The following is a 12,960-nucleotide window of genomic DNA, read 5'->3' as shown; positions in this document are numbered from 1 at the left end:
CATGGCAACAGCAGTAGCACTGACACAAATCATTCAACAATGGCAATCTGGTGATAAACAAGCTGAGAGCGAGCTCTATCAGTTTGCTTATTTACAGTTGCGTAAGATCGCCCAACACGAGCGTGAACGAAATGCAGAAAAGTACGGCACCGACAACAAAGTACTGGCAGACAGCGTCAACAGCACCACGGCATTAATTCATGATGCTTACCTGAAAATGTCCAACTGCGACATGAGTGAAATTGAAACAAAGCGCGATTTCTTTTTGATGGCCGCCAAAGTGATGCGTCAAATCTTGATCGACAACGCACGCTCGCACCAAGCACAAAAGCGTCAACACATTACATTGATGAGAGATGAAGAAGATCGTTTCGAGCAATTGATTATCATGGATAAAGCTCTGGATAGTTTCAGTAGCCGCTATCCACGCCAATCGAGCGCACTCAAACTCAAGTATTTAATGGGCATGAAAAACCAAGAAATCAGTGAGCTACTCGAATGCAGCGCAAGCCTGATAGAGAAAGACCTCAAATTCTCTCGCAGTTGGCTACAATCACGAATGGCGCACACGTAATCATGAACAAAAAGCTTTGGATAATCGGCGCAGTATGCGTCGGTTTGTTCGGTATTTACTTCATTTCAAACAAACACAATTTGGCATCTGTGGAAGACTCGTCAGACAACGCCGACAAGTCAACCCAGCAAGCACATCGTCAATATGAGCGCACATCTTTAGTTGAAGTAAAGCAAGCGTTGACAGATTCTGCGTTGGATCGCACTCATAAAAAAGCGGGAGATGACGCATTTAACTCCGCCCTTTTAGGACAACCAGGCCCTGTTACGAATCCATTTCATACCACAGAAGACAACACGTTTTACGAGTCAGCATTGGGTGATAAGAACAGCCGACCACAAGAGGACCCATCAGAGAATAATAAACCCATCATCAACCTCACTGTGGAACAGCAGCTACAAACCATTATTTATGCTTGGGAGCTGAAACAAAACTCTCCGGTGAGTTATTCGCTCAACCTTAACCAGCTTTTTGAAGACCCAGATGGCGATCTCCTCACCACTCAGATTTGGCTTGAAAACGCCAATGGGTTAAGAGTCCTCAACCAAGGACAAATGATGGTGCAAGGAGCGCCTGAGGAAATAAAAACCACCACATATTTGGCGGTAGCAGCGCGCGATGATTATCACGGTAATAGCGATCATGCATGGGTCACAACGCGCTTTGAGTTACCCGTTATCACACCCGATCAAAATGACACAGAACACTCGTTAGTTGGCGATGTAGTTTATCGCCTAGAGACGACACAAAATCTTGCAGGTATCGCGTACGCGTATGAAGTGGTGTATTGCGAGGCCTTTCAGTTTGAGGGGGGCGAAGTAAGTTATGCCGCCTCACACAACAAACGCCAGTGTCCTGAAAAGGGAGACTTGAAAAAAGTGGGCAAGTACAAAATCAGTGATGACTCGTTGATCGTTTATGTCCAAGGTGTACGCCAAATTTGGACCATCAAAAAAGAATACCCATCTCAGGTTCATGAAGATACTCGGAACTACTTCACCACCGTGTTTGATGGTAAACAATTCGAAAGCTATACCATGCAAAAGAACAAGCAGTCCATGGAAAAGCGCATCAATGTCCACACTGGCGAGTACGAATATCAAGGAACGTTGTTTGACTACCTCTTTCCCATTTCAGGAGGGGGTTACATAAACGGGACTGCTAGCAACTACATATTTGATAGAAGTGTTCAGGGTAACGAACCAGTGCACAAGCTGGACTCTGATCTCAATATGAAATCAAATCAACATGACCTATTTTGTCATGATTATTTATTTTACTGGTACAGCTCTATCGTAGCGGGGCGAGGCGAGTTTGCCGATATTATCTCTAGCTCAATGGATTTTGACGGCGTAAATCCAATACATTGTGCTGAATGGCCAGATAATTACTGGCAACGAACATTTATGTTTTACAACCTTGAATACACAGATTACGACATATTCATTCCAGGCGAAGTCTACAGTTATGTGCTTAAACCTCACCCTCAATTTGCTGATCGCGTTGAGGAATTTAAGATCAACATGATTTATCACGCCCCTGTCCTTAGCGGCACCCAATAAACCTTTTTTACCGGTGGTTATATTAACAAAACAATCATTCCCAAAATAAAACTGGAACCGTGATCAAATTATAAATTTTCCATCATAGACAAAAAATAGAAATAAATTTTACGGGTTTTGTGCGGATTTTCGTGTCTTGAACCTAAGCTCAATAGTCATTAAAAAGACACCACTCTCTTATATCTCACTAGTGAGATATAAAGAAAAAAATAATAAAAAAAGCGACTTTCTCATTCGGAAACGAAACAAGGACAAATAAATAATGAATAAGGTGAGTTTACTAGCAGCGTCAGTGGCTATCGCTCTTACAGGCTGTGGCGGTTCAGATGGTGGTTCAAACAGTGCTAACGACGGCGTTGTGATCACAGGTTTTGACGGCTACTTCAAGCATGCCGTTGTTTTTGAAGATACGAACAACAACGGCCAATGGGACACTCAAGAAACATTCCTTGGTCTGACCGATGAGAAAGGTCAACTGAAATTGGATGCAAAACCAGAAAGCACTCTAGCGCTACAGACCATCACACCAAACGGTTCAAAGCAGAAACAGCTCATCGCTTTGGATGCGAAAGAGTACGCTGGCAAATACACGGTTGATATGGATCATCCAGGCCAAGCTATGGCGCACGAAATCGTATTCCGTGCACCAACATCATCAAACGTGATTTCACCTATCACGGATCTTGTGGCGATTGAAATGGCAAAAGATCCAGCCATTAGTGAAGAAGATGCGAAAGCGAAAGTAAACCAAGCGTTAGGAGGCTCAGAAGAAGCACCAATTGATCTGTACAGTGATTTTGTTGAAGGTGCGACAAAAAACGCCGAACTACATAAAACCGCTCAGATTCTGACCGACTCGAAAGCACAAAACCCAACGAACTACGAGAAAAAAGCCACGGAGTTTGCTCAAGCGGCAAACCAAGAAGTGGAACGTCTTGTTGCATCTGGCGAAAACATCAATGACCCAAATCTACGTCCAATCATCACTGACGCGACCCCAGACAGCGACACCTTAGCACCTGAAACGGCAGTTAATAACAAGCTAACCGTAAACAAAATCGTCGAAAAGGCAGCTAAAGATAAGCTAGAAAAACTACCAAAAATCGTACAAGGCGTGGATTTTGATGGCTTAGAGCTAGACATTGAAGGTCTATTTGCAGACAAAGACCAAAACCTTGTGACAACCAAACTGACGCACAACTTTGCAGGCACAGGCATTGAAGTTGTGCAAACTGGCAACCTGATTGTTCTACATCCAACTGCAATCGTAGAGAAAGCTGGTGATTTTGAGATTGTTCTAACGGCGCAAGACATTGATTCGTCAGGTAAGGTTTTGGGTACGGTAAGCACCGTATTTCAGTTCGAAATCGAATCGGCAAACTTACCACCAATGGTTGTAGAAACAGAACAAGCGCGTCTGCAGTCCATCGTTGATGGTTGGTACCTACAACAAGGTGAAGTGTTTGAACAAACACTCGATATTTCTGGTTTGTTCCAAGATAAAGACGGTCAAATTACCGACTACTCAGCGGACTATGTAGACATTGAAGGTCTAACAGTATCTGAGGATGGTAATGCAATTATCACCATTAAAGGCACACCAACAAAAGCAGGTGAAGCTGGAGCAGTACTTGCGATTAGCGCAACAGATGGCCATACCGCGGTACAAATTGCGCTCAGCATGCCAACGGTTATCGAAGGCGTCACGCCACCACCAGTAGTACCGACTTTGGGCTTCACTCACGAGCACTTCAACGGTCAAGAATGGAAAATGGGTAGCTTTGCACAGAAAGATGGTGAAATTGGCTACGCCATGTTGATGCAAGATTCTGAAGGCCTACTATTCTGCTGGGGTTCAAACCACGATGAGATGAATCAAGAGTACAAAGCGAACATCAGTGACTTCCTAAAAGACACATGGGAACACGATGCTTACGCCATTCTTGCCGATCTGGACCAACAAACTGGTTACACTGAATACAACAATAAAGACTGTAACGACGTTGAGCTGAAAGACGGTAAGCTATACAACAGCTACGGCGACGAGTATGAAATGTTGTACCAGCACAAAACCGAGCATAACGGCACTCAAATGATCGTTAAAATATCAGATGATGAGCTGTTCTGGATGGACTCAAGCAATACCCCATTTGCAGAATCACTTTCGGTTGCAGAACACATCAAACACGGCACGTTAGAGCATGACTTGATGGTAGAAAGTAATGGCACAGGCGACGACACAGTCCTGAAATACTCGTCAGGTGCGTACGAATACGACACTGATACTTACAACTACACTTCGTTCATGCCAACAGGATTCCAAACTCCAGGTAATTGGGAAATCCAGAATGATGAAGACCGTGAACTGCTGATTCTAGAAGAAACAGGCTCAGAGTCAGATTACAAAACTCGTCATCGTTACATCAACCGCGATTTTGGTGACTTTTATATTGGTATTCGTTGGAGTAAAGAACAAAACGGTCATGAATCCGCACCGGAATATGGTCTGTACTCTAACAGCAAAGAAGCCATGACAAGCATCGCGAGTTCACTACCGATTTTGGAGCCTGGTGATGATGACTAAAGCAACCATCGTTAACCCTTGCTGTGATAGCGTGCATTTGCGTAGAAGACGCAGAACATTTTGGGAACGATTGGTCGGCATCAAAGAAGTGTATGTCTGCTCTAACTGTCACAAAGAAACGCCACTCAAATAGCGATAATATTTGAGACCGCAAAAAAGCCCCGAACTCGGGGCTTTCTTCTATATTTTGACCGCAATATCTGAGTCGTTATTTCACGCACACCACGTTCAATAATGAGGTCCCGGTGAGCTGATTGGGCTCACGATCGGCGAACAAACCTTTCTTATCTTTGCCCCAATACGGCAGTTGCAGTGGCCATTGATTTTTTTCCATCACCCCAGACGCCCTCAGCGCTTTAAACTCTGCAGGGTTGGCTAAGCTCATACCCAGTTGCTGACATACTTTGTGCGAGTTTTCGTAGTTGAGGCGGTTCCACGGCTTACCATGTTCCATGTAAAACTGATTATGGTGATCGAGTAAATATGGGACCACGTACGTTTTGCCTTGTAAGGAGGTTCTCAACCGAACTTCAATGTCATCATTCCCGCTCACAACTGGCTTCGCTTTGGTCTTAGCAACAGGCTTGGACGAAGAATTATCACGTGTATTTTTTACCTTGGTCTTTGACTTCTCTTCCGGAGCTTTAAAGGCGTCGGTATCAGCTCGCACGGCAGGAACTGGCGCGGGTTTCGGGGTCACCGTCGGTGTTGGCTTAACCGAAGATGCGGCTGATTTCGACGGCACAGCGGGTTTAGATGGTGTCGTAGACTGTTTACTCTCTTTTCCAACCACGCGGATGAACGCCTCTTTGTAATTCGACAAGGTTTTGACTCCTCGTAAGTCATCCCTCGCATCAGACAATGCCTTGTAAGGTCCAATCAAACAGCGATAGCCTTTGGATTCAGGCTTCATCCATACGTCAGTCGTGATTTTACTATAGAGAGGCTTAGCTTTCGCGAGAGACATAGGCTTGGGTAGCAATCCGCATTGAATCCAGTAAAGGTAGTTGCCCCCCTGCGGCACTTTCTTTCCCCATACTCCGTTACCAATTGGGCACGTTTTCTCAAGCATCGGTAATTCTTTCTCGCTGGCTTGAGTGGCTTGGCAAAGGAACTCCTCCGCCTCAACTGGATTAGAAAACTGGGCGCATACCAGCAACAAACCCAAAGCCAGGCTTGCTTGGAAGACGTTAGATGGGCGTTGGGCCTTCTTCATTTCCATACACTTCACTCTAAATTAGTGGGTAAGGTCATCATGGCGGAAAAGCGCCAAAAAAATGTGAACAAAGAATAACTAGCAAAAAAAGAGCCGGAATTTGCATCCGGCTCTCAGTTTAGGAAGGAATTAAGCGAATTTACAACGCTTGGTGGGAAAATTCTTATCCTTTGTACAGTTTCGGGTTGAATACATCACGTAGCCAGTCGCCCAACAGGTTGATAACCAAAACCAATGTTACTAGCACGATGCCTGGGAAAGCAGTAATCCACCATGCACCAGAGAAGATGTAGTTAAAGCCGATGCTGATTAGCGCCCCCAGAGACGGTTGATCGACTGGCAGACCTAAGCCTAGGAATGACAGCGCCGCTTCCGACATGATCGCGTTCGCTACCTGTACCGTCGAGATAACCAAGATTGGCGATAGACAGTTCGGCAGAATGTGACGGAACATGATTCGCGGAGCTTTAAAGCCCATCACACGCGCCGCTTCGACGTATTCTTTCTTCTTCTCTGCCAATACCGAGGCACGAATAGTCCGTGCGTATTGCGGCCATTCTGCCACACCGATGATCACCACCAGCATGACCACCGCATATTGGCTGTAAAAATCACTGCCAAAACTGGCTTTGAAGATAGCTGACACGATGATCGCCACCATCATGGTCGAGAACGACAACTGTACGTCTGCAAAACGCATCAAGAAGCTATCGATACGGCCGCCGAAATAACCCGCCGACAAACCAATGATGATACCCAGTACCAACTGAAGACCAACCGCCAGGAAGCCGATGGTTAGAGACAGACGAGAGCCGTAAAGAATGGTCGATAAAATATCGCGACCTTGCTCGTCAGTACCCAACACAAAGCGTTCATCGCCATCTTCCATCCACGAAGGTGGCAACTCAGAATCCATGATGTCGATAGACGTCAGATCGTACGGGTCTGTTGGCGCAAGAATCGGTGCAGCCAATGCCAATACTAAGAACATCATAAAGACGGTAAAACTCGCCATCGCCACTTTGTCGCGTTTGAAATAATACAGAAAATCTGACTCTTTGAAACGCTGCCACGCTGATGGAGCAGGAGCTGGTGTTAAATTTGATTGGCTCATGATTAAGCTCCTTTTCCAGTTAGGTTCACAGTTGGGTTGATGATGCCGTACAGCAAGTCAACGATGGTATTGGTTACCACGAAGATCAGACCAACAAAGATAACGTAGGCAGTGATCAGCGGTGTATCTACACGGTTGATTGCCTCTAGGAAAAGGAAGCCAGTGCCCGGCCATTGGAAGACGGTTTCAGTAAGAATGGTGTAGGCCACCATGGTACCAATCTGCACGCCACCTACCGTCAATACTGGTAGCATGGTGTTCTTAAGTGCATGTTGGTAATAAATCTTTTGTAAGTTCAAACCTTTTGCTTTGGCGAACTTAATGTATTCCGAACTCAGAACTTCCAGCATTTCTGAACGTACCAAACGGATGAACAACGGCAGCATGATAGACGCTAGCGCAATACAAGGTAGGATGAGGTGCTTGATACCATCAATGGTAAAGAAGCCAGATTCCCAACCGAGTACGTTAGCGGTTTCACCTCGCCCATAGGAAGGCAACCAACCGAGTTCTATTGAAAAGACATACATCAGCATGATTGCGGTTAAGAACACCGGAATCGAGATACCGACACTGCTCATCGCCATCACAAATTTGGTAAAAACACTCTTAGGATGAATCGCAGAGTACACCCCAAGCGGAATAGAGAAAACAATGATGATAAGCGTCGCGCCAAACACGAGCTCTAATGTAGCCACCAGCTTGTCGAGAATCACCTCAACCGCAGGTCGCTTGAAAAAATATGAGGTACCCAAATCACCTTGCAGTGCATTACCCACAAAGCGCGTGTACTTTGTGATAAAGGGATCGTTCAGGCCCAAGTCGTCGCGTAGCGCTTGACGCTCCGATTCCGAAACCGACTGACCTACAAGCTCACGCAGCGGATCACCCAGGTTGTCCTGAATGGCAAACGCCACCAAACTGATCACAAACATCACTATCAGTGCCTGAAACAGGCGCTTGACCAGAAACGAAAACATTCCTTGCCCCTTAACTATCCATAGATCTCTAAATTAGAGAGAAAATTCAGTCTAAATAACCAACTCAATCCGACTGAAACAAAATTGAGTCGAGTGCTTTAAGTTGAGGAGGGAAATCCATCCCTCCTCAAAGTAGACTAACCGTGATTATTCAACCACTAGGTCACCGAAGTAAGGCATTACCATTGGGTTAACGATATCTGCCGCTTTCACGTTAGACTTCGCGCCCCATGCTTCACTTTGCCAGTGTAGCGGTACGAATGCTGCGTCGTTGTATAGTGTCGCTTCTACGCCCTTCAGCATTTCTGCACGTTTCGCAGGATCCGTCTCTACGTTCGCAGCTTCAACCACTTTGTCCATTTCTGGGTTTGAGTAGTAACCACAGTTGTACTGACCACGACCGGTTTCTTCGTTACGAGTCATCGTTAGGAACTCGTTGAAGTTCGCTGAGTCTTCTGTATCTGAGTGCCAACCGATCATTAGCATGTCTGCCGCACACTTGTCGAACTCAGGCCAGTACTGCGCTTTTGGCATGGTCTTCAGATCAACCTTGATACCGATCTTAGACAACATTGCCGCCGCCGCTTGTGCTACTTTCGCATCATTCACGTAACGGTTGTTTGGTGCGATCATCGTTAGCGTCAGGCCATTTTCGTAACCCGCTTCTTTCATCAGCTCTTTCGCTTTCTTCAGATCGTAGCGAGGAACCAGTTTGTCATCGTGACCCACGTAACCTGCCGGGCTTTGCTGACCAGCGGCCGTTGCGAAGCCTTTCATGATTTTCTTCACGATACCTTCGTTATTGATTGCGTGAACAATCGCTTGGCGAACGCGAACGTCTTTCAATGCTTCGTTGCTGTTTTGGTTTAGTTGGAACGTGATGATACGAGTACCAGGTAGCGTAACTAGGTCGATGCCGTCAGCATCTTCAACGCGTTTGTGGTCGTTTGGCGCTACAGGGTGAATCATGTCAACACCGCCAGAAAGCAGCGCTGCTACACGAGTTGCGTCTTCTTTAATTGGCACAAGCGTTAGCTTATCAACGTTACCTTTCGACTCTTTGTCCCAGTAATCTTTAAAGCGTTCAAATTCCACTTTTACGCCCTGCTCACGTGAAGTCACAATGAATGGACCCGTGCCAGATACGTTAGTCGATGCAAATGAGTTACCGTGCTTCACTAGCTCAGACTTGTCTTTGCCGTCCGCAGTTTTGCCCGTGTAGAACTTGCTGTCCATTGGGAAAATGTACGTTGCGGTTTGCAGCACTAGTGGGTAAGGACCTTTAGTTACAAGATCGAACGTGTTGTCGTCAACTTTGACGATTTTTTCGTACGGGTCGAAGATGTTTTTAAAGTCAGGAGAGCTTTGTAAACGCTGGAACGTCCACACGACGTCGTCAGCCGTTAGAGTATTGCCAGAATGGAATTTCACACCTTCACGCAGTTTGAAACGAACAGTCGTATCGTTAATACGTTCCCAGCTTTCTGCTAGGCGAGGCTCGAAATCCATTTTTTGAGTAAAGCGAACCAACGGATCAAATACCATGTGTGACATTTGCAGTGTGCCACCTGATAGCTGCTCATGTGGGTCAAGCGATACTGGGTCAGCTGCATAGCCAACTTTGATATCTGCTGCCATTGCGTTAAAGCTTAGGCCCGCAGCCATTAGCGCCACTGCTAATTTGCTTTTCATGGTTTTCATTTGCATAACTCCTTCATGCGGGGATACGGATCCCTTGTTGTTGTGTTTGCGTCTTTGTTATGACTAAAGGTTAGCCAAGCGAATTGCTTGGTTTATGCCGTTTCGATCTCTTCTCGCAAGCCTGTAAACTCCGGCATCAGAGAAATCAATTTTTTGCTGTATTCGTGTTGAGGTGCCGTGAATAACTGTTCTGTTGGTGCCACTTCTAAAAGTGTACCCATTTGCATCACACCTACTCGGTCACACATCTGACGAATAACAGGTAAATCGTGGCTGATAAACAACATAGTCAAGTTCAGCTCACTTTGCAGATCTTTCAGCAAGTTTAGAATTTGTGCCTGTACCGATACGTCCAGTGCTGAGGTCGGTTCATCACAAATCAAAAGTCGAGGACGAGTCGCCAACGCACGCGCAATAGAAATACGCTGACGCTGACCACCGGAGAATTCATGAGGGTACTTAAGCCCAGCCATTCGACCCAAACCAACATGATCCAATAGGTCATTCACGATTTGGCGAGTTTCCGACTCGTTTTTCGTCAATTTATGGAAACGGATTGGCTCAGCAATAATATCGAATACCTTCATACGAGGGTTCATTGAAGTATATGGGTTTTGGAACACCATCTGCATTTGACGACGCATCGGGCGGCGCTCTTTCTCAGAGGTTAAAGCGGTCAGGTCAATGCCCTCGAATTTCACCTGACCAGAGTTAGGTTGGTATAAACCAGCAATCACACGTGCAATGGTCGATTTACCTGAACCAGACTCGCCCACCAAACCAAAGGTTTCGCCTTCGTGCACTTCAAAGCTCACATTATTAGATGCTTGCACGTATTCTCGGCGGCTCTCGAACAAAGAGTCTTTGGTCACAAAGCGAAGATTGACGTTCTTCACGTCCAAAAGCGGGCCAGTGTACTCACGCTCATCTTGGCTTTGTCCTAACCAGTGGTTCTTGATATCGAGTGGCTCCATTTCCGCCGCTTCTTCGATATAGCTTACTAACGGGAAACGATCTAACTTTCTGTCTGAACGTGGTACCGCTGAAATTAGACTGCGAGTGTAAGAGTGATCAGGATCGCCCAATACTTTGGCTGTTGGTCCAAACTCCACCAAGTCACCACGATACATTACCGCCACGCGATCGGTGACGTTGGAGACTACCCCCATATCGTGAGTAACCAACATACAGCCGACATTGTTCTTGATACACAGCTCGCGGATCAAGTTGAGGATTTGGTCTTGGATAGAAACGTCTAACGCCGTAGTTGGTTCGTCCGCAATGATGAGATCAGGCTCACCAGCCAAAGCAATGGCAATGACAACACGCTGACGCATACCACCAGAGAATTGATGCGGGTACTGCTTTAAGCGGTTTTCTGGTTGAGGAATACCAACCTGCTGCATAAGAGAAAGCGCGCGCTGATACGCCTCTTCATCAGAGACCTTCATGTTGGCGTGGATCGTCTCTTTCAGCTGTTGCTCAACAGTAAAAAGTGGATTGAGCGAGGTCATCGGATCTTGGAAAATAAAACCTATTTTCGAGCCGCGAACCTTACGCATCGCTTCTGGTGATAGGCCAGAAATTTTTTCTCCATCCAGGAATACATCACCGCTAGCAACGCGACCTGGAGGGCTAAGCAAATCGATAACAGCGTTACCAACGGTGGATTTACCCGCACCTGATTCGCCAACAACACCCACGATTTCACCACGTTCAATATGAAAAGAAAGTGACTTCACGGCAGCGTGAACGCCGTGTCGGGATGGGTATTCAATACGAAGGTTTTTCACTTCTAATAGTGACATTTCAGACCTCTACTGCCTTGTCTGTGGTATCGAATCATGCCAAAGGCACCATTCATCACCTGAATGAATCCGTTCAAATTCAGAATAATACTCTGAAATCTTAATGCGGAAATAATTTGGCAAAAATCACACAAAAAAGCAACAATTAAAGTATATTCCGCCGAAAAAACATTAAATAAACGCACAATTAGCGAATAAAAATGCATTAACAAGTATTTAACCATTTTCATATCACACTATTTTTGTGCGTCATGCACCAATAAAACTAGAAAAATGCTCTAAAAGTAAACATGAGCTAAACAAGATCATTAACCATATTATCCATGTGCATTTATTAACATTTAACAAACAATATCATATGCAAAAAGTGTTTTTTCAACATAAAAAACTATTAATAAAATAGTCGGCAAATACAAAAAGCCAAACTTAGGAAGAGAAAGGATAGGTCAAAACGTGAACAAAACAGCAAAACCACACAAATCCTGCTCCAATGCAGATTATGCGCCACTTAAGCGGTTTATTGACTAAGCAAAGGAAAGTACCGCTATCTTCATTCGTACGTCATAAGAAAACTCGCCGGTTTTAACCCTTTACGACACAATTGAGAGTGGGATAATAGATGAACAGTGTCAAAGCCAAGCCGTAAATAAAAGGAGCCCCTGTGCTTAAAGCGATTTTTTTTGATATGGACGAGACTTTATGTGCAACGTCACAAGCCGATAAAGTTGCAGGACAAGCGTTTACAACTTGGATTCATAAAACCTACCCACAAGTGACTGAGCCAAAAGCTTTTTTGCAGCGCTACTTACAGGGTGTATACAAAAAGCTGAATGCTGAGTTCCCTCACCTTGTGGCTCTGCTACCCGATGAAAATGCCTTCCGTTGTGGCCTGATCCAAAACATCTTGGCGGAGCAAGGCGTCAGCATCACTGCAAAAGAGGCTCAACAAGCTCAAGACTACTTTGACTCTGCACGTATGGGCGCGTTCACCTTCTTCCCTGGTGTAAAAGAAATGCTCAGCGACCTTCGTCAACATTATAAACTCGTCGTGATCACTAACGGTCCGATTTTTTCTCAACACCCTAAATTAAACGCGACACAAATGAGCAACTGGGTGGACCATATTATTGTGGGAGGAGAAGAGCCAGAAGAGAAACCTGCTACAAGTATTTTCCAAAAAGCGCTCGACTTGGTCGAAGTAAAACCAGAAGAGGCTCTACACGTGGGCGACTCTTTACCTGCTGACATTGCTGGCGCTAACAATATGGGCATTTTGAGTGTGTGGGTGAATGCGACAGGCGCAAGTAACTCAACAGATATAACGCCAAGTTTTGAAATCCAAGAAACGGTAGAACTGAAAGAAATCCTTAAAACACTCGCCCAATAAAATCAGCGGATTAGAAAACTACAAACCCCTAGAC

General features: G+C 45.4%; 10 protein-coding genes. 5 read left to right on the top strand and 5 right to left on the bottom strand.

What is annotated here, in order from left to right; translation table 11 throughout:
• The first annotated feature begins 1 nt into the window (after window position 1).
• The 4 genes from R7Q39_RS24000 to R7Q39_RS23985 all read left to right on the top strand — a co-directional run bounded on the left by R7Q39_RS24000 (window position 2) and on the right by R7Q39_RS23985 (window position 4,853).
• Window positions 2-574, top strand: a complete 573-nt coding sequence (locus R7Q39_RS24000; RefSeq protein ID WP_104979902.1) for a sigma-70 family RNA polymerase sigma factor — start codon at window positions 2-4, stop codon at window positions 572-574.
• A 2-nt stretch (window positions 575-576) separates the two neighbouring features.
• Entirely contained in the window at window positions 577-2,136 is a 1,560-nt protein-coding gene (locus R7Q39_RS23995) for a hypothetical protein (protein WP_318076969.1), read from the top strand.
• A gap of 262 nt (window positions 2,137-2,398) precedes the next feature.
• Entirely contained in the window at window positions 2,399-4,720 is a 2,322-nt protein-coding gene (locus R7Q39_RS23990) for an acid phosphatase (RefSeq protein ID WP_170890710.1), read from the top strand.
• Window positions 4,710-4,853: a hypothetical protein gene (locus R7Q39_RS23985; protein ID WP_318076977.1), complete on the top strand. Its 144-nt coding sequence runs from the start codon at window positions 4,710-4,712 to the stop codon at window positions 4,851-4,853. The genes R7Q39_RS23990 and R7Q39_RS23985 overlap by 11 nt, the downstream gene beginning before the upstream one ends.
• 75 nt (window positions 4,854-4,928) lie before the next feature.
• On the opposite strand, the gene R7Q39_RS23980 is transcribed toward R7Q39_RS23985, so the two are convergent.
• From R7Q39_RS23980 to R7Q39_RS23960, 5 genes are all read right to left on the bottom strand, one after another.
• Entirely contained in the window at window positions 4,929-5,942 is a 1,014-nt protein-coding gene (locus R7Q39_RS23980; protein ID WP_053307264.1) for an SPOR domain-containing protein, read from the bottom strand.
• Window positions 5,943-6,099: 157 nt separating this feature from the next.
• A complete protein-coding gene (locus R7Q39_RS23975; RefSeq protein WP_033907403.1) occupies window positions 6,100-7,050 on the bottom strand; it encodes an ABC transporter permease in 951 nt (316 codons plus the stop codon).
• Window positions 7,051-7,052: 2 nt separating this feature from the next.
• Window positions 7,053-8,030, bottom strand: coding sequence for an ABC transporter permease (locus tag R7Q39_RS23970; protein ID WP_005379110.1), 978 nt, complete (start codon window positions 8,028-8,030; stop codon window positions 7,053-7,055).
• 147 nt (window positions 8,031-8,177) lie between these two features.
• Complete coding sequence (locus R7Q39_RS23965; protein WP_005379109.1) at window positions 8,178-9,731, bottom strand: ABC transporter substrate-binding protein; 1,554 nt, start codon at window positions 9,729-9,731, stop codon at window positions 8,178-8,180.
• Window positions 9,732-9,823: 92 nt separating this feature from the next.
• Window positions 9,824-11,539, bottom strand: a complete 1,716-nt coding sequence (locus R7Q39_RS23960) for a dipeptide ABC transporter ATP-binding protein (protein ID WP_005379108.1) — start codon at window positions 11,537-11,539, stop codon at window positions 9,824-9,826.
• Window positions 11,540-12,200: 661 nt separating this feature from the next.
• On the opposite strand from R7Q39_RS23960, the gene R7Q39_RS23955 reads away from it, so the two are divergent.
• Entirely contained in the window at window positions 12,201-12,926 is a 726-nt protein-coding gene (locus tag R7Q39_RS23955; RefSeq protein WP_005379107.1) for an HAD family hydrolase, read from the top strand.
• Window positions 12,927-12,960 lie beyond the last annotated feature (34 nt).

This window comes from Vibrio sp. 947 (assembly GCF_033339115.1).
Classification (GTDB): Bacteria; Pseudomonadota; Gammaproteobacteria; order Enterobacterales; family Vibrionaceae; genus Vibrio; species Vibrio alginolyticus.
This window is presented reverse-complemented; position numbering and strand designations above follow the sequence as displayed.